Origin of the sequence: Bacillus sp. FSL R9-9834 (assembly GCF_038006905.1) — a bacterium.
GTDB lineage: Bacteria > Bacillota > Bacilli > Bacillales > Bacillaceae_G > Bacillus_A > Bacillus_A pacificus.
This window is the reverse complement of the sequence record NZ_JBBOWD010000001.1, coordinates 2415466-2438069: the sequence shown is the minus strand read 5'-3', so window position 1 is coordinate 2438069 and position 22604 is coordinate 2415466. Positions and strand designations below refer to the sequence as shown.

Below are 22604 nucleotides of genomic sequence, written 5' to 3'. Positions count from 1 at the left end.
ACATTTTTAGTAAACCAGTACTTATTTATCAAAAATATATAATGGATATAAATCGCCTTTTTAAAGGCGATTTATTATTTTTTTAATGGAAAATATGTACTTCACACTGCCACACATTTTTGCCTGCGATTAAATTCGTGGCGTTAATCCGTACAATATGAATTGAATCGTATTTTCAATTTCCGCTTCATCATTCCATTTTTCTTCTGGCAATAATAAAAATCGTGTTAATAATAAACCTAATACAGCTGATAAAGTAAGTCGTAAAACAGTAACTGGGGGCATTTCAATAATTTCCCCTTTTTCTTGAAACTTTTCAATCAACTTTTTAAAATGTGAAAGTAATTCTGTTTCAACTAACTGCTGTATTTCATTTTTCAGTTCCGGCTGAAATGGCACTTCTTGAATTAATATTTTTATCATTGGAAAATGCTTTTTTGCAAATTCAAATCTATTATGAATAACAACTCTTAGAAGCCCTTCATATGATTCATACTCCGATTCAAATATTTCCTTTGCGAATGCTTGCACGAAAAATGGTGCAGCAAACTTCGTTAATGTCGGCATGACAACTGCTAACAATAAATCTTTTTTCGTTTTATAGTAGCGGAAGATTGTTCCTTCCGCTACACCAGCCCGTTTTGCAATTTCACTTGTTGAAGTTGAAGCATAGCCTTTTTCTCCAAACATATCAACAGCCGCCTCTAATATACGCATTTGACGTTCATTTCGTTGGTCTGTATTTGTTGCGGCAATTAATTCTTCCAGCCAATCCTTCTTCATCTATAATGCCCCTTTGTATCATCATTATATTTTTCGATGTTTCTTTAATGCAAACACATTCCCTACTGCAAATAATACTGAGAAAAATAGTAAAACAGTTAAATCTAATGCAATCTCTGTAAATCCTTGATTTCGAATCATCACCTGTCTCATTGCGTCAGCGCCGTATGTGAGCGGAAATAATTTCCCTAACATTTGGAGCCACTTATTCATCGATTCAATTGGAAACAAACCAGAAAAGAATATTTGCGGCACAATGACAAGCGGTATAAACTGAATCATTTGAAATTCATTATTTGCGTATGCTGATAAAAACGTCCCTAAAGTTAGTGCCGTTAAAGAAAGCATACATGTAATAAGTAGGGTTAGCCATATAGAGCCAGCTACATACAAATCTAAAATATAAACTGAAAAACTTACGATTATAATGGATTGTATAAATGCAAAGATTCCAAAACCAATAATATATCCTACAACTATTTCCCATCTTTTAATTGGAGTCGATAATAACCTTTCTAACGTACCGCTTAAACGTTCTCTTACGAAAGACACCCCTGATAAAATAAATACAAAGAAAAATGTAAAGAAACCGATCAATACAGGGCCAAGCCCATCAAACATTGTAAAGTCTTTAGAGCCATGTAAATAATTCACTTCAGGTTTCATTATCGATACATCGTTCTTCTCTGTACTTTTTTGTAATATTTGAAGTACAGCACGATTTTTTGACGAATCACTACCTTCTAATACAATATTCATTTTTCCATTTTCTAAACGAATTACTGCATCTACCTTTTGATTTTCTAGCTCAGACATTGCCTTTTCTTTACTATATTCATAAATTGACGCTTCCTGATTTTTCATCACTTTTACTACCTGAACCGGCATATCAACAACTGCGATATGCGGTACATAGTCTTTTTGTGTAAACACTAGCGATAATAACCAAAGTAATAACATAGGTGCTCCAAACATCATGGCTAACGAACGCTTATCTCGAAAAAATTGGCGAATAATACGAATAATTACACCAGTAACTCTCATGATAGGGCCACCTCTTCCAACAAAAAGACATCTTCAATCCGTCCTGATGATACCAGCTTTTTCAATTCTTCAGGCTCTCCAGTCGCAACTAGCTTTCCTTCTCTAATCAACCCTAGACGCTCACAAAACTCAGCTTCATCCATAATGTGTGTTGTTACAATAATGGTAGTTCCTTTCTTTTTCAAATCATAAAATTTTTCCCAAATCGTTTTTCTAAGAAGTGGATCTATCCCCACTGTTGGCTCATCTAAAATTAATATTTCAGGCTCATGAATGAGTGCTATCGCTAATGATAAACGTTTCTTCATACCTCCCGAAAAATGCTGTACTTGCTTTTTCATATGTTGTGATAATTGAACAAGATCAAAAACCTCTTCAATTCTTTCTTTTTTATGCTTTCCCTTTAATCCATACATTGTTGCCATAAAATCTGCATTTTCATATGCTGATAATTCTTCGTATAATGCATCAGCCTGAGCCATATAACCAATTCTTTTCATCTCATTTAAATTAGGCATGTTCGTGTTGTAAACAAGCACCTCACCTTTAGTCGGCTCATTAATACCAGCAATCAATTTAATAAGTGTCGTTTTCCCTGAACCAGAAGGCCCAACTAAACCAAATATCTCTGCTTTTTCAACTTGTAATGAAAGATTGTGTAAAACTTCTTTTTTTCCAAAACTTTTTGACACGGTTCGTAAAATAATTGCAGGTTGCTGCACGTTTTCTTCCCCCTTTTCAAAATGAGTGAGTACTCACTTTTATTTTACTCTTGCGTAATTATATGTCAAACTTCATTGATTAGTATATATTTTCAATCCACAATATTAAACAATGAAACAGAGTCAACATTAGAATTTCATTTCCTAAAGCCGACTCTGTTTCATTTAAATTATATATTTTATTTTACGTTTTTAAATTCATATATTTTCTAATTCTAGCAACATCTAAAGAATACTCGATAACTAACTGCTGTAACGGTAATATAACTGTATCAGGATATAAATGGGCATATTGTAATGTTTCTGCGTATTTTTCTAACCTTTTTTCTAAATACTTAATTATTTGATCAGGATGACTTACTAATAAACATTTACAATAATAATGTATTTGTTCCTCAATCGCCGTATATTCTTCAATTTCATATTCTTTATGCATGTGTACACCCCTTTAAGTTTTTTCACATGAGTTACTTATCACATTTTTCACTCGACTAATTTTTAAGTTTTTTGATTATTTACACTATAACAAACTCTTCGGGTCAAATTTTGTTACTTTATGTAACGTAGAAAATTTTTAACAAAATTGTAATGTTTACTCCTGCAAAATACAGAAAGCCCCTTTACTCATTTTTGTATAAAAAAAATCGTACAGCTTAATTTAGCTGCACGACTACAAGTTCTGGCCTATTAAAAATTCTTTGCGGAATGATACTATTACCTAATCCTCTACTTACTACCATAGACGTATTTTGTTCTTCATATAAACCAGCTGTATATGTAGGGAATACCCCTTGATTCGGAGCAACTAACCCGCCAATAAATGGCAATCTAACTTGCCCTCCATGAGCATGACCCGATAATACTAAATCTAGTTGCTCATCAGCGTATTCTGTCAAAAATTCAGGCCTATGGGATAGTAATACATCAAATGTATTTGGAGGCATTTCAAATTTCGCTTTTAAAATTGCATCTTTTACAATATTTCCTTCATCACGGTTTCCAGTTACAAACTCCGGATCATCAATACCAAGTAAATTTATTTTTTGCTCTCCTTTTTGAATAGTAACATGTTCATTTCTTAAAACAGTAACATGATGATTCTTTAATTCTTTCTCTAAATTATTATATTTTCCTGACCATTTCTCATGGTTTCCTGTCACAAAATATACAGGATACTCCTTTACAATTTCTCGTATTAATTGCATACTAACTTCTGCATCGTATGATTTACTGTCAATTAAATCACCCGTAATCGCAATAATATCTGGGTCTATGCTTTCAATTTTTTGAATTAACACACCTTGCTTATTGCCAAATTGTTTATTGTGTAAGTCTGAAATTTGTAGAATTTTATACCCTTTAAAAGAGGAGGGTATTTTACTAGAGGTTATTTTAACCTCAGTTATACCTATTAAATTGTTCTGTAAATATAAAAAAGTAATAAAAGCTACTAATATGCCAATAAACAATATGATTCTATTAATATTTCTCTTCATATTCTCTCCTTTTATTTTTATAAAACACTTATTTTATGTTAACAGAATTATATGATACATTTTGGTTTTTATTGAATATAGTACAGTACATGAAATTTCATATCGAATACGTCATATATATTTATTTTACCTTTATCCTCTTAATAATAAAAATACAAAAACGATTCTTTTCATACGAAAAAGAATCGTTTTCTAATTTTATACATCCAATAACATATGGTAAATAATTGAAATAACTAAGAGATTATTATTTAATAGCATCAATTACAACTTCAGCCGCCTCTTTAATTAGTTGATTATCATAGGTAGCTTCTTTCTCATCTTTACTAGATAAAATTGCGATAATAATTGGTGCTCTATTTGGTGGCCAAACGATAGCAATATCATTTCGTGTTCCATAACTTCCCGCTCCTGATTTATCTCCAACTTCCCAGTCAGTTGGTACGCCCGCACGAATAAGCTTGTCTCCAGTTGCATTCCCTTTCATCCAATCTGTAAGTACTTTACGTTTATCATCTGGAAGCGCATTTCCGACCGTAAAATCTTTAAGATTCGTAGCAATTGCTTTCGCTGTACTAGTATCACGAATGTCTCCTGGAATAGCTTCGTTTAACTCTGTTTTTCAAAGCGATCAGACATAGTAACCCGATCCCCCATCTGTCTAAGCGCTTTTTCATACCCTTTCGGTCCGCCTATTTTATGAAATAAAATGTTTCCTGCAGTATTATCACTATAACGAACTGCAGCCTCTGCAATTTCTCCTAGCGTCATTCCAGGATCTATATGTTTCTCTGTAATAGGTGAATAATCCACTAAGTCTTCTTTCGTAAATTTGATAACTTCATTTAATGTATCAATTGAGTTTTGCTGTAGCAATACTCCTGCCGCTAAAGCTTTGTAAGTTGATGCAAAGGCAAATCTTTCGTTAGGTCGATAAGCAATGGTTTCATTTGTACCAGTATCAATCGCATATACACCTAATTGTGCATCAAATTTCTTCTCAAGTTGAGAGAACTCTTTATGCGTCGCCTGATTTTTATGTTTCACTTTTCCAGTCTTTTCTTTCGCTTCAACTTGCAATGTCTCTCCTTTAAAAACTTCTAAGCTTGTAAGACTTATACCTAATATACCAACGCATATTCCTATTTTTAGCCTCCTCTTGTTTTTCAAAATCATCATTCCTTTCAAATTCTTAATACCTCTTTATACGTACACATAATAGACAATCACCGAAACAAATTTGTTCCATAAACTAAAAAATTTATAATTAGTATGAGAGTTATTAACAAAATAAGAAATAGTAGCTATGATCGCCGCTATCTCTTATTTCACATCTCATTTTCCACTTATAAATACCTTTATATAAACAAGGTCTCTTCCCTGAGAAAAGCACTCGAATATTACTAATTTTACTTAGAACTATCTGTACTAGCAGCTTCACCATGTATACGTTTCTGTTTTAAATCAAAGTATGCATCTAAAACTTCCTTTCCAATTATAGAATTAATTCCACTTTTATCATTATGAAGCCACGGAACTACTACTGAGAACGCTACTTCTGGATTATCGTATGGAGCATATCCAACTAACGTTAAGTTGTAGCATTCCATACGTTCTCCTTTTGCATTTCTACCAATTGGATCATCTCCACCATATACAGTTTGAGCTGTTCCTGTCTTTCCTGCTGGTTTATATGGAGCATTTTTGAAATACTTCACGCCAGTTCCATCACCTTCTTGGAATACCCATCTAAAGCCTTCTTTTATCCGATTAATATGTTCTGTCTTCATATCAATTCGATTTAATACGACAGGCTCTATTGAGCGAATAACTTTTCCAACCTCTTCTTTTATTGATTGCTCTCGTATTTCTTGTACAATTTGAGGTTGCATTCTATAACCGCCATTAGCAATTGTTGAAATATATTGTGCTAATTGCAATGGCGTATACGTATCATACTGCCCGATAGAAAAATCTAGTAAAAACCCAGGCTGGCTATCTACTTTTCTAGTTTGTCCAATTATTTCATTCGGTAAATCAATACCCGTAGGAACTCCTAAACCAAATTGCTTAAAATAATAGCGCATCGTATTAAATGCTTCTTGTTTTATATCCAATGAACCATTTGGTACGTAATGAACGCCCGCAATTTTTAAAGCTGTTTGGAACATGTATACATTCGAAGATACTTGTAGAGCTCGTAAATCATTAATATTACCAAATCCGGATACATTCCACGATTTCTTAGCTTGTGTACCTTTAAATTTCATCGGCGCATCATAAAATTGATCTCCTGGTTGTATTGCCCCTGTCTCATATCCAGTTAATAAAGTTGCACCTTTTACAGCTGATCCTAGTTCATACGAAGTTGTCATATTACCTAATGCCAAATCCTCGATTTCCATTTTCCCTTCTTTTTCTACAATCCTTTTGCCTGCCATAGATAAAATCTGTCCGTTATTTGGATTCGTCATAACAACAAAAGCTCGGTCCAATAGTGGCTCTGAACTCTTAAAAGTTCTCAAATTTTTCTCTAAACTTTCTTCCACTTTCTGTTGTAATTCCATATCAATCGTTAATGTTAAACTATTACCACTTTTTCCTTTAGAAATTATTTCTGTGTTTATAATATTTCCTGATTTATCTGTAATATTTTTCACTTCTTCTTTTGTGCCATGTAACACATCTTCATATCGTTGTTCAATGTAACTTTTCCCTACACGATCATTACGGTTATATCCGCGTACTAAATAAGAATCTAAATTTTCTTTTGGCAAACCTTCTTCACTACTCGTAATATTACCTAACACGGAACGAAATAAATCACCATTTACATAATTGCGCTCCCAATCAACCGTTGCATCTACCCCTGGAAAATCCGCAAGATTTTCACTTATCCGCGCATACTCTTCATCTGTTACATCTTTTTTAATAATTTGTGGTGTTAGTTGATAACCTGAACTCATTTTACTTTTAATAGCTAACACCTTTAAATCTTGTTCTGTTAACTCACCCAATTCTACTTCTGTAACGCGACTTCGTCTTAAATCTTCTATTTTTTTATCTAACTCTTTTCCCTCTATTCCCTTTTCTTTAAACTTTTCTATATCTTTTTTCGTAATCATTGTTTCCGCACGCTTCGTATTCAACTGCATCCAAAAATCCTTTTTATCGATATCAGTTAATTTATTTATATCTTGTTCGGGCATTTCAAGTACTTCCGCCAAGTCTTTTGCTGTTTTTAAAATAGCTTCACTCGTAATCCCCTTTACCCTTGTATACGTAATTGTGCGAAGAGGTTTATTATTAACGACTGTTTTCCCTTCTCGATCTAAAATTTGTCCACGTGGAACTGAAATACTAGTTATTGCATTTTGACTGTTTTCCACTTGGTTCCTATAAGCCTCTCCTTCAACGATTTGTACTTTTCCTAGCTGCATAATAATAGCTGAAAATAATAAAAATATGCAAAGGAACATTATATTTAATCGAATATATATATATGTCTTCTGCTTCTTACCTTTTTGTTCTTTCATAAATCCTCCATTTAATCCTTTCAGAAATTGCTACAAATACCAAAAGCATTCCTTATATATTAGATAACAATAATCGGTTATAAATATCGCCACAATTTTTTGCTTAATGCTTGTAAGCATCTATTTCTTTTCGTTTAGCTACGTAATTAATAACTCTGCCTTCCTGTTCTCTCTCTATTTTTTCCGCTTGTATCAGAAGTGCTAAACTGTATAATGACTCTTATTAAACTTACATATAGGCTTGCTAGTAAATTTTCATGTTAATTATTCCTTTCTTCATGCTGTAATACTTAATAGACAATCTAAATAATAAAGTTGTTCCACATTTACAAAAAAAATAATTAACTATAATATGGAATAGGCTAAAAAGGGAGGATTTTATGTTACATACAAAAATAAAAAGATGGAGATTTATAGCGGTTATTTCTATTGTAGGTGTTATTTTAATCATTTTATTAAAAAGCCATTTCGTTTCAATTACTACCGAAACTTCTTCAGCTGAAAGAGGAGAAATACTTGATCAAAATGGTGTAATACTAGCTACAAATAAGAAAGTTAAGTCTTTATATTGCACTTCTAATGAGGACAAGCTATCAAAACAAGATACAGCAAACACATTAGCTTTTTTCAATCAATTTTCAAACGAGTTTCAACATCATATTTCTACAGAGAATATAAAATCTCAATTACAACAATCTTGTAAAAAGCAAACTATGAATGATATACCGTTATACTCTGACATAACTGAGAACGAACTTGCATTCATAAACAAAAACAAACCCAAAAATGTAATAATTAAAGATGAAGTAATACGTTATTATCCTAAACACGAAATTGGTTCACAGGTAATTGGGTATGTAAAACATGACCTTAATTCAAAGTATATGGTTGTTGGAAAAAGCGGGATTGAGTTGCAATATGAAAATGATTTAAAAGGAAAACCAGGTAAAACTCTTATTTTTAAATTGAATAATAAAAAGTTCTTATGGAACATTCAAAAAGTACAAAAAGGAAAAGATGTCCGGCTATCTTTAGACTCTGAGTTGCAGCAAAAAACAGAGGAAGCATTAAGATCTCAAATTAAGAAAACACCTGATGCTAAAGCTGGTTATGCTGTAGTGAGCGATGCAAAAACTGGCGCAATTTTAACTATGGCCAACTCGGCAGTTTTTGACCCAAATATATTACATACACATGTATCAACTAAAATAAATAACATAAAATCACTTTCGCAAAATAAAGCAATTCAAAAATTAAAGTATGGTGAATCTTATGTAAATATGGCTTCTACTATAAAGCCACTTACTATTTTAATTGGATTAAACGAAAAACTTTTTCAACCTGAAGATACTTACTTAGATAAGGGTACTTTTCAGTATGATAATCAAAATAATATTACGAATGCACCTGGAACACCAACAGGTGAGATTACACCGAGGCAGGCTATCATTAATTCATCTAACACATTTATGACAGCAAAAGTAGCTTTGCCCTTATTTAACCAAAATAATGGAAATATAGAAAAAGTGGCACATATATGGACAGATTATTTAATGCAATTCGGCCTACGTTCTAAAACCGGGATTGATTTACCCTTTGAAGAAGACGGACAATATGAATTCCATCCCTCTAATAAGTTTGAAAATGGAATTTCCGCTTTATTAAATGCCTCTTGGGGAGGAAATGAAGTGCATACTCCTCTTCAACTTGCTCAATATGCAGCAACTTTAGCAAGTAAAGGTGATAAATATAAACCACAAATGGCAAGTGCTATTATTGTTCAAGATGGTAAAGAAACAAAAAAGTTTAAACCAATTTTAGAAAGTTCAAATCGTTACCCAATGAACTTTTGGAGTGTCGTACAAGGTGGAATGAGTCAAAATATAGAGGAGATTAAAAAGTTGCCCTTCGACGTCGCTGGTAAAACAGGTATTACAGGTTTTCCGAATGAGCAAGCAAGAATGATCAATCATTCTCTATTCATTGCATATGCTCCTACCGAAGATCCACAAGTTGCCGTTTCTGTCGTTATTCCTGGTAGTAATTCAGAAAAAAACATTGCTGCTCTCGTTACATCAGAAATTTTAGAGTCCTGGAATACTCTTCAAAAAGAGAATAAAAACAAAAAGGAAGGTTCACTTTAATGAACCTTCCTTTTTTACCAAATAGAATCTATATTTATTATTTTCCATTCACCTTCATTATTCTTTTCAAACATAAATGAGTATTTAATGTCAGTTAAAACATACTCTTTTTGTACATATCCAGTATTACCGTTAATTGTCGATATTTTTATATATTCATCCTTCTGCACTTTTTCTGGAATCCAAGCTTTTACCATTTCATTCGATACTTCATATAAAACTTGTGATTCTCGCTTTGGTTCAGCTAAAATTTTCGTTTTATTCCCAGTAACAGTCGCATATATAAAATGAGGTTGCTTTGGTTGGTTATTTTCTGTCAATCCACTTGGTACTTTATATACATGTTTTGTATCATTTGCAAATTCTCCCCCCATTGTAAGTGCGACTTGCAACTCATGAAAAATATCTTCATCAAAATTCAATTCATCCTTCTTATAACTCTTCCCTTTAAATTGAACTTCATCGTTTAACGCTTTATACAATTCATTTTTATTTTTTACATTTGTACTTTGATATAACTCATTCATGAATTGTTTTAATGTTGGATCTTGAGCAGACTCATCTTTTGTTTTAGGCTTAATTTGTGTACTACTTTGTACCGGTGATTTATTATCATCAAGCCAAGGTTGTTGAACAATAAAAAATAAAAATGTACAAGCTAAAACCACAACAATTGGCAATACTTTTTTACGAAATCGTCTTGTTTGTTTTAGAGAGCCTCCCTCATTACTTTCATATATAGATTGCTTTATTTTATAAATATATTCTTCTTCGTTTTTACGGTGTTCCATTGGGCCTTTTTTTAATTTTCTATACCAGTCAGGATTTTGTTTATTGTTCATCACTACTACCCTCCCCTATTAATTTTGAAACCTTACTTCTTGCTCTACTTAATCTAGATTTTACAGTTCCAATGGATACTCCTAGTGTTTCAGCCATTTCTTCATAAGATAATTCATATTTTGCATCCAATATTATTATTTCACGGTGCTTTTTAGGTAGTTTTAATACAACTTTCCACACATCATTCATTTCTTCTTGCTTAAAAAATTCTTGTTCTGCCGACACAGTTTGCTTATCGTCACTAAAAAAACCTACTAAAGATATTTTTTTAAAATAAGATGATTTCAAATAGTTTATTGCCGTATTTCTTGTGATTTTTAATATCCACGTTTTAATAGATGACTCCTTTCGAAATGAATTCCAATTTTTAAATACCTTTATAAATACGTCTTGCGTGATATCATCTGATAAGTGTGGATCTTTCGTAATAATAAATGAATAATTCCATACATCTTGCCAATAGTCTTTTATAACATAGTCCAGCTCATCATGATTACACTTTTCAATAAACGTCTGTTCCATTTCCACACCTCAAACTTATTTGAATAAACATAAAACTGCCCTCACTTTTATTATGGTTTCAATATATAGACAAGATACAAGTTTCATTTGTTCCATTGTTTATCTTTTTTTGATAGAAAAATCCTCTTGAGAATGTAAAGGTGTGCAATTACTTTCATAAAATAATCCCCTATACATTCTCTTACATGACAGGCTCCTAAAAAACAAGTAAAGCATACAATGTTAAAAATACACTCATAAAAATTTGATTATTATTTGTGAATTTCATACAACACTCCACTTATATCACATTTTTTCTTAGAGCATGCTTATTTGTGTGCTCTATTTATGTTTTACTAAATAACTGTTTTGTTTAATTTTAAAACTTGTCCATTTCATTTTGTTTTACTCTTCTATTTACTATTTACAATATCAACCTTTCAAAAATGAAGATGAGTTATCAACTTTCTGTAGCCACAGTAAAAAAGCATTCTCGACTAGCAAGAATGCTTTTTCAAAATATATTTGTTCTATATCTCACGCAATTTATACCTTTGAGTTAAGCAAACATATAGTGAATTTACTAGAAGATTTCACCTTATGATAAGCTATTATTTCTGAAAAACATGTTTTACTTTTTCGCCTGGAACATTGCTCCCTCCTCTTCCTTTTACATCTTCAATCATCATGGTTACAATCATGTCTGGCTCATTTGCATCAAAAGCTGCAAACCATCCGAGTTCTTTTCCGTCTGCCTCTTTCGATTCTTTCAATTCTGCTGTACCTGTTTTACCAGCAAGAGTTACACCATCAATCTTAGCAATTCTCCCCGCGCCATCAGCGTCATTAATGACTTTGATTAATGCACTCTTTAATATGTCTTGATTCTTTTTAGAAATCACATTTTCTTTCCAATTCCCCGTAACTTTTGCTTCTTTTAAAAGATGAGGCGACGGAATATTCCCTTCATTCACAATCGGTGCATATGTTAATGCTAAATGAAGTGGTGTCATTAATACTTGTCCTTGTCCGTATCCCGTGTCTGCTAGTTGAATATCATTTTTTATCCCATCTCTTGCAATGATTGAAATAGGAAATTCGTATTCAATTGGTAATTTTTCATGAAATCCGTATTTCTTAAATTCATTTACATACTGATCTTTTCCCATTTTCAAAGCTTGTTGAGCAAAATAAATATTATCAGAATACTTCATTGCCTTGTCAAAATCAATTGGACTTGCATCCTTCACACGTGTTACATAATAATTTCCCCAAGAGGAATCTTTTGTCCACTTTAATCCTTGAATATTAAATTCTTCCTTAGGTTTTATTGCGTTTGTTTCCAAACCAATTGCACCTGTAATCGTTTTAAATACGGAACCTGGTACAAATGCTTGTGTGAAGCGATTCATCATTGGTAGTTTCGAGTCGTTATTCCATGCTTCTCGTTGGGCCTTTGATGCTCCTCTAACTATTGTATTTGGATTATACGCAGGGCTACTTACAAGCGCGATTGTTTCACCTGTTTTAGGATTGATAGCTGCACTAGAGCCGGCTTCATTTTTCATCTCATTATAGATTTTTTCTTGAATTGCAGCATCAATTGTTAACGTAACATTTTCCCCTGCTTTCGCTTCTTTTTTGGCTACGTTTTTAATTTCTTTCCCGTTTTCATCTTCTATAAATACGCGTCCACCCTTTTCACCACGCAATTTATTCTCCAGTACTTTCTCTAAACCTGTCTTACCTATTAAATCATCAGCTTGATAACCTCTTTTTTGAAGCGATTTTAATTCCTATGCATTCACCTTTCCTATATATCCAATTAAATGTGCAGCTGCTTCACCTAATAGATACGTACGAATATTGACTGGACGAGATGATACTCCTTCTAATTCAATATAATCATTCTGTCTAGTTCCCTCTTTTAAAATACCAATTGGTACAAAGGAATCCGGCTTTATCCATTTCGCTGTAAGCTTCTGATCGACCTCTTCTATAGACATATCCAGTAACTGTGCTACTATTTCTTTTGTTTGCGCCGCCGTTTCGCCTAGTTTCTCTGGAATAATTCCAACTTCAGTCGCTTTACCATTCGTTGCTAGACCTTTCCCATTTCGATCGTATATTTCCCCACGTTTTCCTTGTTCTATTTGCATACGTACTTTGTAATCTTTTTTCATACCTGGAAAAATAAAATCTGGTGTCCAATCTATTTTCCAAGATTCTTTCTCTTTTACAAGTTTTGCCTCATGGATAAATGAAGCTGTTCCTCCACCTGTATCCATCTTAACTTCAAAAAGTAAAAGTTCTTTATCTTTTGCATTCTCTCCTTTCGTTTTAACTTTTAAATTCTTAACGCCAATACCTTCATAAATTTTTTGATATTTCTCTGTGAATTCCTTTTTAGAAATCGTTTTTTGGGCATGTTCTGATAAATGATCATACATATTTGCAAATTTTTTATCATTCCATAAATTTATATATTCTTCAAATGCTTGTTTTGGCGATTCGTTTTTATTACATCCTACCAATATAACTACGGAACAAAAGAAAAGCAGCATCCATAATTTTTTCAATTCAATCTTCTCCCTTAGTTAAAAATATTTATTTCTTTCTTGATATATTGAATAAAAAATGTTGTAACACTTAATAGACAGTGCAAGTAATGAAATTGTTCCACATTTACAAAAAATAAAACCAGTGTGTTCGATTAAATATCGAGACACACTGGTTTTATTAACTATAAAGGTTTAATTATTCAATTCAGTTATTTGCTAGACTCATACCAGAGATAAATTCTCCTTAGTCTAGACTATTAATCTCTTATAATAAAAAACTACATCCTATATAGAATGTAGTTTTTTCACAGACTTATCTATTTTTTACTTCCTTTTTATAAAAATCATATAATAGATTGATAGATGAGCTAGATAATATAGGCATTGCCTTCTCAACTAATTCTCTATCCCAATCAAACCAACGCATTTCCATCAGCAAATTTATTTCTGTATCAGTGAATCGTTTCTTTATTTCTTTAGCTGGAGTTCCCCCACTATTGTATACGGCGGAACATCTTTACTTACGACAGATCCTGCTGCAATGATTGCGCCTTCACCGATTGTAACGCCAGGCATTATAATTGATATGACTGTTCAATTTGCTCAGCGAATGGATATACTGTAATCCATTCTGAGTGATGATTATGATTACCACCCATTAAAATGACTACTCCACTGGCAATACAAACATAATTCCCAATAATGAGTTTATCAAGATGCCATCCCATCTGTTCAATTGGATTGAAAAGTGCTCGGGACTTAGCATCCCCCACAAATACCTTACACAGCCATCTTCAAAATTTTGATGACCATAATACCCTGAATAATAGGAGTACTCTCCTACTTCAATGAGTGGATTTGTTACTATATCTTTTATATACTTTGTTTCCGACCAATGATTACATAATGGATGCTTCATAACTTTATTCCTCGCTTCTAAGTAGTGTAGGTTTTTACAATTTACTTAGAAGCTTACTATGACTGCTACATTTTTTAGCTTTCTCAAACGACGAATCATTGTCTTCAAGCCTTTCTTTTATTACAAAGGAATCTCTAATAAAACTCTATACAAAAAAATAGCCTATAAATTTTTATAGGCTACTTTTCATTTCATCATTATTACTTAGCTAATTCTTTCGTACCCTTCATTACATCAACAAAGAATCCCCAGTTATTCACAACAGAAGAAATACTAATATGTTCATCTGGAGTGTGAACATTAAATATATCTGGACCGAATGAAATTGCATCTAATTCAGGCATCTTTTGAACGAATACACTACATTCGATTCCTGCATGTACAGCAAAGATTTCAACATCTTTATTGTATTTTTCTTGATGCACTTTTTCAAACAAATTACGAATTTGTGAATTCGGATTGTATGGCCATTCTGGATACTCTGACTCGATTTCAAATGTTGCACCAACTAAATCGGCGATACATTTAATCTCATCTGCAACATGTTGTTTTAAACTACTTACAGAACTTCTCACTTCGTTACGTAATTTAATTTCATCTTGCAACGTTTCAATAACACCTAAATTTGTTGAACTTTCTACAAGACCTTTAATATCCATGCTCATACTTTGAATGCCGTTTGGGATTAAGAATAATGATGAAATAAGTTGTTTTTGCGTCTCTTTAGCAAATACTTTTTCTACTTTCTCATCCAATTTTGTAAGTGTAACATGAACATCTGGATCAACAGCACGCATTTCTTCTTGTAATACTCGTGTCCATGACTCTAGCTTTTCTTCTACCTTCTCTACATCTTCTTGACGTAATAAAATTGTAGCTACACTTTCACGCGGAATTGCATTTGTTTTTAACCCGCCGTGAACTTCACTTATATCAAATTGAATATTTGCTGATAAATCGCGTAATACTCGTCCTAATACTTTGTTTGCATTACCACGTTGTTTATCAATTTCCATACCAGAGTGTCCGCCTTTTAAACCACCAACATGTAGACGATATGCATCCGTATTCGCTGACGCTTCATCCCAAATTACTGGAATTGTTTCAACAGCTTTCGCACCACCTGCGCTACTTACAAGTAATTTATGATCTTCTTCAGAATCAATATTTATAAAAATCTTTCCTTCAAAATGATTTGAATCAACAGCAAAAGCACCGCCCATTGTTGTTTCTTCTTCAGTAGTAATAACTACTTCAAGTGCTGGATGCGGAATGTCTTTCGAATCTAATAAAGCCATCGCATACGCCACTGCAATACCATTATCAGCGCCTAAAGTTGTTTGATTTGCATATAACATGTCCCCAATGATTCGCAATTCAATTGGATCTTTTTCAAAATCATGTACGGTTGCTTGATTTTTTTCACATACCATATCCATATGACCTTGAATGATAATAGCTGGTACATTTTCATAGCCAGCAGTTGCTTCTTTTTTAATAATGACATTCATTGCTTCATCTTGAATTACTTCTAAATTACGCTCTTTTGCAAAACCAACTAAATAATCACTAATTTCCTTTTCATTACCCGATCCTCTAGGAATCTTTGAAATTTCTGCAAAATGATAAAATACAGGGTGCTTTGTTAATTGTTCTAAAGTAGAATACATTTTTAAGCTCCTCTCAAAATGACAAAATAATATGTAAGTCTTTTATCATTATACCATGATTCGTTATTTTACTTTTCTTTTAACTTTTTAATATATTATTCATTTTATGTACAACACTCTTACAACATTGTAAGGATGTTGTAATCTATATCGATTTTTCTCACTTCATAATAGCCGTATACTGTGTAAAGAAAGAAATTGAAGGAGATAAAGAAAATGAAAAAGTTTTTAACAATTATTACACTATGTTTATTATTTTCTAGTTTTACTATTGGCTGTGAGAGAGCATCGCTCAATCGAATTGGTAAAGATGTATATTACGTGCAGATAAAAGGCGAAGGAACTATCGAAAAAGTAGAAGGTAGAAACTTACGTAACTACACACTCCCTGCTTATGATGAAAACGGAGTAAAAAAACAAATTACATTTAGAAGTACAAAAAAAGAAAACGACCATAAATTAAATGAAGACGCACTTTTACGCCTATTTGTAAATCAAGATGATAATAACAAAAATGAAATATCATCAATTGAAGTAAAATCCTATGAAGAGATTCAGAAAGCAGATTTACCTGAAAAAATAAAAGAAAAGTTTAATATTAAATAAAAAACAAAAGAAAATGCACTATGCATTTTCTTTTGTTTTTTTCACTCGTATATATTTTGAACTGCTATTATTCATCAGTTTCTCTAAGCGATTTATATTTTCCGTTAACGCACCTTTCACAAGAGAGAAATCTGTATTTGGTTCTTCTTTTTTTTCTTTAAAAAATGAAGACTTTTGTATATTTACTTCAGCCATCTCTTCTCCCCCTCTTCAAAAAGATACAATCTTCTATTTATATTATATAGCAAATGCAGAAAGAGTGTACACTTATGATTTTCTTTTTAATTCTTCTTCTAGCTCTTCTACTTGCTGTAATGTATCTCCTTTTATTAACGAGAAATCTGTTGTATCTTCATTATCTTTTTTAAAAAAATCATTGTCATAATCTTTTATCACTACAATCACCTCTACGTGCTAGTGTAGGGATGATTGTCCGATTTTATTCAACTTTTTCCGATTTATTCCGAATTTATGTATAAAAGAGTAGGACAGAAAGTTCTGTCCTACTTACTAAAATAACTATGATGTATTGTTAAATTATATACATTTTCAAAATCTCGATCTTGCAGGTTATTTTTCTTACCATCAATAACAATGAAAACATCACTCACTATTTTTGCTGGTATAATTCCGACATTTTCTACTTGCACCGCTTTCTGCTCATTCAATTGCTCAATATGTTCAAACGGAACGATGATACTAAATTGAGAACGGATACCGCGAAAGTTTGTATTTAATTCCTTTGCCGCTTCAAATACAACAATTTTTGCCCCAATCTTTTCACCATACGAATCTAAAAATACGTTTAAGCTTTTTGTATATTCTTCTTCCGTATGCCATTCCATCGTACCGAATACTGCCGGATTGACATTTTGAATAATTGTTGTGTATATTTCTCCTCTTGCTTTAGAAGCAATTAATGACCGTTTTATCGATTGAACAGTCTTGCCGATATCGCTAAATTTTGCTCCCCATATTTCTGAAATATTAGGTGTTAAAATAAATGCAATATCAACGAAAATAACCATTGCAGTGAACATTAAAAGATTTTTCCAGAGGGTTAAATCAATTCCTTTTACCATGAAATACACGGTGACTGATATTATAAACAACCCATACCAAGTCTTTCTAATTCGTTGCTTCTTCTCCTCGTACAACTCTTCGTTTTTCCAATAAAAGAAAACAAGTACTAGAAAAACGATTGCTAAAATAAATAAGCCGATTCGAATGTTAGAGATCACCAATGACATCACCCTCCATTCAAAAACTACTCACGATATCATTACATGCACAAGCAGCTCTCTTTATGACAAAAGACGTGGACAAGCTTCTAAATTGAGCTACATTGCATATACATTAGAAGGTGCCACGTCTTTTACCCCGCTATTTGTGGGCAGTAAGCTCCCCATCTCAACATTCTGCAAAAGCGAAGAAAATAGGTGGGGGATCAACTGCCCATAAAAGCCCGATTGGTTCAACTAATAATCAGTGGGACGAACCCCCCCACTGATTAAAGTTTCACTTTATCCTGAATCTACATTGTATATGTAGACAAGCACGCGTTTCAAATTTTCATGTTAAAAAGAAATATGTTTCGGAATTTCCCCTTCTGGTACTTCTCCGTCCATACTTAAGTAATAATGACGAATTGGTCGTAAATTATCGTCTAATTCATAAACGAGTGGTATACTCGTTGGAATATTTAATGAAACAACACCATCACTTGAAAGGTTATCTAAGTATTTCACTAGCGAACGAATCGTATTACCGTGTGATGAAATAATTACCTTTTCACCACTTTTTAATGATGGCGCGATTTCTGAATGCCAATAAGCAAGTACTCTTTTCTCCGTATCCACTAAACATTCAGTCAATGGAAGCTCACCTTTTTTAAGTGCTTTATATCTTGGATCATTCATTTCATACCTAGGATCATCTTCAGTAAGAGCAGGTGGTCTTACATCAATACTTCTTCTCCAAATATGAACTTGCTCCTCACCATATTTTTTCGCCGTTTCATCTTTATTCAATCCTTGCAATGCACCGTAATGTCTTTCATTTAGTTTCCAACATTTATGTACTGGGATCCATGCAAGGTCCATCTCATGAAGTACAATCCATAACGTCCGAATTGCTCGTTTTAATACAGATGTATAAGCAACATCAAAAGTATATCCATTTTTCTTTAATATTGCTCCTGCTTCTCTCGCTTCACTTAATCCATTCTCTGATAAATCTACATCAGTCCAACCAGTAAAACGATTTTCAAGATTCCATAAACTTTGTCCGTGACGAATAAGTACAAGTTTTATCATTATAATTCCCCTTTCGGAAATGTGAATTTTATTGTTCCATCGCGTACACGTATAAAGTATCTAGTAATGTATCTTTTTATCCATTCACTCTATGACCAAATCATAGTTGCCAAATGTATGGATAAAATTTGTTCTTTTTCAAACTATAAAACAGATATATTTCTTATTATTTTTGATCGATTACAACTTCTCGCTTCGACATCCAAGCATCAAAACCTGATCGGCTATTTGCCATTTCATTCATAACTTGATGCCAATTTTCTTCACACGATTCACCAAATTTTGAAAAAATAGTACCCATTTGTTGCCTTTGTACATCGCTCAATTTTTTCTCTAATTCGGTACCTTTTTCTGTTAAAGATAACTGTTTCACACGACGGTCATGTGTAGCTTCATTACTCTCAATTAAACCCTTTTCCACAAGTTGTCGTAATGGTCCGTGTAGAGCCTGTTTACTTATTTCTAACAGTGATAATAACTCATTTACGCTTAGACCTGGAAAGCGTGCGATAAAAAATAAAATTCGGTGGTGTACTCGTTGTATGCCATACTCTTTTATAATTTCATCTGGCTTTTCAGTAAATGTTTTATATGCAAAGTAAAATAATGCTAATGCTTCATTCATCTGTTCTTCTTTATGTTGTGTCATCTACTTTCCCCCTGTATGTAAATTATACCACAATCCAGTAATCAATATTTTAATGAACGCATTTGAACTTCTTTCGTCTATTGAAATATTCATTGCACAATTAGGAGATGATTCATTTGAAAACGCAATATACTGTAAGTACATATTTATTAGACAGACTAAGCGAATTAGGAATTGAGCATATTTTTGGTGTCCCTGGTGATTATAATTTGGCTTTTTTAGATGATGTAGTAGCACATGAAAAGTTAGAGTGGGTTGGCAATTGTAATGAATTAAATGCAGCATATGCTGCTGATGGATATGCTCGTATAAAAGGAATCGCTGCTCTTATTACCACTTTCGGTGTTGGAGAATTAAGCGCCATTAACGGTGTTGCTGGCTCATACGCAGAAAATGTACCTGTTATAAAAATCACGGGGACACCACCTACAACAGTAATGGAGAATGGAGCACTCGTTCATCATACGTTAGGTGATGGAAAGTTCGATCACTTTTCCAATATGTATCGAGAAATTACTGTAGCGCAAACAAATTTAACCCCCGAACATGCTGCTGAGGAAATTGATCGTGTGTTACGTGCATGTTGGAGTGAGAAACGCCCTGTTCATATTCAATTACCGATTGATGTGTATAATAAACCAATTAATAAACCTACGGAATCCATTTTACATAAACCATTTGTAAGTAATAAAGATGCGCTGGATAAAATGCTTTTACATGCAACTTCGAAAATAAACAGTGCCAGAAAACCTGTTATTTTAGCTGATTTTGAAGTGGCTCGTTTTCATGCTGAAAAATATTTGCATCAATTCGTAGAAAAAACTGGATTTCCTATCGCGACATTAAGTATGGGGAAAGGAATATTCCCTGAAAAACACCCCCAATTTATAGGAATTTATACTGGTGACGTTAGTCCTTCATACTTACGAAAAAGAATTGATGAATCTGACTGTATTATTAGTATTGGCGTGAAATTAACTGATACTATTACCGGTGGCTTTACACAAGGATTTAAAAAAGAGCAAGTAATAGAAATCCATCCCTATACTGTGAAAATTATGGATAAAAAATATGGACCCGTTGTAATGAAAGATGTTTTAAAACAATTAAATGATTTAATCGAACATCGCAAAGAAGACACACTTGAAATTAAGCCGTTTATTTCAGAATCACTACCTATAACAGAAGAGTTCAATCCAAAAGCACAAATGATTACACAAAAACGATTTTGGCAACAAATATATCATTTCTTACAAGAAAACGATGTTTTAATTGCAGAGCAAGGAACGCCTTTCTTCGGTAGTGCCACTATCCCTTTACCAAATAACACCACTTATGTAGCACAACCATTATGGGGATCAATTGGTTATACATTACCTGCTCTACTTGGTACACAGCTCGCTAATTTATCGCGGCGTAACATTTTAATTATTGGTGATGGTTCTTTCCAATTAACTGTTCAAGAGTTATCAACTATACTTCGGCAAAATTTAAAACCGATTATATTTTTAATTAATAACAATGGATACACTGTTGAACGTGCAATTCATGGTCAAAATGAAACGTATAATGACATACAAATGTGGGATTACACAAAACTAGCGAACGTATTCGGAACAGAAGAAAAAAGTCTAACATGGAAAGTGGAAAATGAAACAGAGTTAGCAGAAGTTTTAACGAATATAACTGTAAATAACAATCAACTTATCTTTATTGAAGTTGTAATGAGCCAAGGGGATCAGCCTGAATTGTTAGCTAAACTTGGGAAAAGATTCGGCATGCAAAATTCCTAATAAGGCAACGTGTAGCAAAAAATAATAACAGGTTCAGCTGAGAGTTGTAAAATTTGTTTATATACTCAAAATACACAAGAAAAAGGATGGCAATGGCCATCCTTTTTGACATATATTGAACTTTCCCTATTTTGAAGACCATTCTTCAACTAATCCCGGTATAACAAGTAATAATTTTTAATCCATCTTTAACTTTATAGCTTTTGTGGCAATAAAAGTTTTAATATGCTTATCTAATATTCTAGTTCCACCAAAATCATCCTCATAAAAACCACTTATAACTAAACCAGCTTCAATTTGACCTTGAATTTGGTCTTCAAGAGTATGTGCATATTCTATTGTTTGATTGGAATTTACATAATCTTGAACTTCATCCTCTGGTAAGTAGTCTAGTGTTGATGAAGGTATAGAATGTTTAACATCAAGTATACCCTTTTGCTCTTGATTGTCATCAAAAATCCATAGTAACGGATTTGTAAATCCTGAAATAAGAATTCCTCTATTCTTTAGTACCCTTGATATCTCATTCCATACAAGGTTAACATCTTTTACAAACAAATTAGAAACGGGATTTACGACAATATCAAAATATTCATCTTCAAAATCACTAAGGTCTGACATATCCCCTTGAACTGTTTTTAAAGTTAACCCGTCCCGTTCTGCTACCTTTTTATCTTGTTCCAACTGCTTTCTTGATATATCAGTAACTGTTACATCTGCTCCAGCAGCAGCTAGAACAGGTGCTTGTTGCCCTCCACCTGACGCTAAGCAAAGTATCTTTAATCCATCTAATGATTTTGGAAACCACTCTCTAGGAACTGATTTTTCTGTGGTAACTGTGATTTCCCATTCACCTGATTTACTTCTTTCAATAACCTCGCGACTTACAGGTTGTGTATATCTAGAACCTTCTTCAACCTTTTTATCCCATGCATTACTGTTTTGTTGAGTTGTATCCATTATAACTATTCCCCCTAGCTATCTTGTTATATTTTAAATGTAAGATCATTTACTATAAAAGC

18 protein-coding genes and 3 pseudogenes are annotated in these 22604 nt (G+C 32.8%); 3 read left to right on the top strand and 18 right to left on the bottom strand.

What is annotated here, in order from left to right:
- Positions 1-129: 129 nt before the first annotated feature.
- From MKY00_RS12580 to MKY00_RS12550, 7 genes and pseudogenes are all read right to left on the bottom strand, one after another.
- Complete coding sequence (locus MKY00_RS12580) at positions 130-783, bottom strand: TetR/AcrR family transcriptional regulator (RefSeq protein WP_016717527.1); 654 nt, start codon at positions 781-783, stop codon at positions 130-132.
- 24 nt (positions 784-807) lie between these two features.
- On the bottom strand, positions 808-1827 hold the full coding sequence (locus tag MKY00_RS12575) for an ABC transporter permease (RefSeq protein ID WP_001266750.1): 1020 nt from the start codon (positions 1825-1827) through the stop codon (positions 808-810).
- The gene (locus MKY00_RS12570) at positions 1824-2549 is read right to left on the bottom strand and encodes an ABC transporter ATP-binding protein (RefSeq protein WP_001186989.1); all 726 of its coding nucleotides are present in this window, start codon (positions 2547-2549) and stop codon (positions 1824-1826) included. The genes MKY00_RS12575 and MKY00_RS12570 overlap by 4 nt, the downstream gene beginning before the upstream one ends.
- A 184-nt stretch (positions 2550-2733) precedes the next feature.
- Complete coding sequence (locus MKY00_RS12565) at positions 2734-2985, bottom strand: hypothetical protein (protein WP_000548621.1); 252 nt, start codon at positions 2983-2985, stop codon at positions 2734-2736.
- Between the two features lie 217 nt (positions 2986-3202).
- Positions 3203-4045: a metallophosphoesterase gene (locus MKY00_RS12560; RefSeq protein ID WP_016717525.1), complete on the bottom strand. Its 843-nt coding sequence runs from the start codon at positions 4043-4045 to the stop codon at positions 3203-3205.
- 247 nt (positions 4046-4292) lie between these two features.
- Positions 4293-5221, bottom strand: a pseudogene (bla, locus tag MKY00_RS12555) (class A beta-lactamase Bla1).
- A gap of 233 nt (positions 5222-5454) precedes the next feature.
- On the bottom strand, positions 5455-7581 hold the full coding sequence (locus MKY00_RS12550) for a peptidoglycan D,D-transpeptidase FtsI family protein (RefSeq protein ID WP_016717524.1): 2127 nt from the start codon (positions 7579-7581) through the stop codon (positions 5455-5457).
- A 380-nt stretch (positions 7582-7961) separates the two neighbouring features.
- Between MKY00_RS12550 and MKY00_RS12545 the strand changes: the two genes are divergently transcribed.
- Positions 7962-9725, top strand: a complete 1764-nt coding sequence (locus MKY00_RS12545; RefSeq protein ID WP_016717523.1) for a peptidoglycan D,D-transpeptidase FtsI family protein — start codon at positions 7962-7964, stop codon at positions 9723-9725.
- A gap of 14 nt (positions 9726-9739) precedes the next feature.
- On the opposite strand, the gene MKY00_RS12540 is transcribed toward MKY00_RS12545, so the two are convergent.
- From MKY00_RS12540 to pepD, 5 genes and pseudogenes are all read right to left on the bottom strand, one after another.
- Positions 9740-10567 (bottom strand): hypothetical protein, encoded by an 828-nt coding sequence (locus MKY00_RS12540; RefSeq protein WP_016717522.1) that lies wholly within the window; start codon positions 10565-10567, stop codon positions 9740-9742.
- Positions 10557-11090, bottom strand: a complete 534-nt coding sequence (locus tag MKY00_RS12535; RefSeq protein ID WP_016717521.1) for an RNA polymerase sigma factor — start codon at positions 11088-11090, stop codon at positions 10557-10559. Before MKY00_RS12535 ends, MKY00_RS12540 begins: the two co-directional genes overlap by 11 nt.
- A 590-nt stretch (positions 11091-11680) precedes the next feature.
- Positions 11681-13648 (bottom strand): annotated as a pseudogene (locus MKY00_RS12530) (penicillin-binding transpeptidase domain-containing protein).
- A 295-nt stretch (positions 13649-13943) separates the two neighbouring features.
- Positions 13944-14549: pseudogene (locus tag MKY00_RS12525) on the bottom strand (CatB-related O-acetyltransferase).
- Between the two features lie 200 nt (positions 14550-14749).
- A complete protein-coding gene (gene pepD, locus MKY00_RS12520; RefSeq protein WP_016717520.1) occupies positions 14750-16219 on the bottom strand; it encodes a beta-Ala-His dipeptidase in 1470 nt (489 codons plus the stop codon).
- A 216-nt stretch (positions 16220-16435) separates the two neighbouring features.
- Here pepD and MKY00_RS12515 point away from each other — a divergent pair, with 216 nt between their 5' ends.
- Positions 16436-16825: a YxeA family protein gene (locus MKY00_RS12515; RefSeq protein ID WP_016717519.1), complete on the top strand. Its 390-nt coding sequence runs from the start codon at positions 16436-16438 to the stop codon at positions 16823-16825.
- 18 nt (positions 16826-16843) lie between these two features.
- Here MKY00_RS12515 and spoIISB read toward each other — a convergent pair whose 3' ends face one another.
- The 5 genes from spoIISB to MKY00_RS12490 all read right to left on the bottom strand — a co-directional run bounded on the left by spoIISB (position 16844) and on the right by MKY00_RS12490 (position 19789).
- Positions 16844-17020, bottom strand: coding sequence for a stage II sporulation protein SB (gene spoIISB, locus MKY00_RS12510; RefSeq protein WP_000852590.1), 177 nt, complete (start codon positions 17018-17020; stop codon positions 16844-16846).
- Positions 17021-17092: 72 nt separating this feature from the next.
- Positions 17093-17221 carry a hypothetical protein gene (locus tag MKY00_RS12505; RefSeq protein ID WP_000588714.1) on the bottom strand — a complete coding sequence of 43 codons (129 nt, stop codon included), beginning with the start codon at positions 17219-17221 and terminating at the stop codon, positions 17093-17095.
- A gap of 107 nt (positions 17222-17328) precedes the next feature.
- Positions 17329-18066, bottom strand: coding sequence for a type II toxin-antitoxin system SpoIISA family toxin (locus MKY00_RS12500; protein WP_014893739.1), 738 nt, complete (start codon positions 18064-18066; stop codon positions 17329-17331).
- 336 nt (positions 18067-18402) lie between these two features.
- Positions 18403-19140 (bottom strand): 2,3-diphosphoglycerate-dependent phosphoglycerate mutase, encoded by a 738-nt coding sequence (gene gpmA / locus MKY00_RS12495; RefSeq protein ID WP_000594137.1) that lies wholly within the window; start codon positions 19138-19140, stop codon positions 18403-18405.
- A gap of 166 nt (positions 19141-19306) precedes the next feature.
- Positions 19307-19789 (bottom strand): MarR family winged helix-turn-helix transcriptional regulator, encoded by a 483-nt coding sequence (locus tag MKY00_RS12490; protein WP_016717517.1) that lies wholly within the window; start codon positions 19787-19789, stop codon positions 19307-19309.
- A 107-nt stretch (positions 19790-19896) separates the two neighbouring features.
- On the opposite strand from MKY00_RS12490, the gene MKY00_RS12485 reads away from it, so the two are divergent.
- Entirely contained in the window at positions 19897-21582 is a 1686-nt protein-coding gene (locus MKY00_RS12485) for an alpha-keto acid decarboxylase family protein (RefSeq protein ID WP_033677799.1), read from the top strand.
- Between the two features lie 177 nt (positions 21583-21759).
- Here the strand turns inward: MKY00_RS12485 and MKY00_RS12480 are convergent, their stop codons facing one another.
- A complete protein-coding gene (locus MKY00_RS12480) occupies positions 21760-22542 on the bottom strand; it encodes a class I SAM-dependent methyltransferase (protein ID WP_000381776.1) in 783 nt (260 codons plus the stop codon).
- Positions 22543-22604 lie beyond the last annotated feature (62 nt).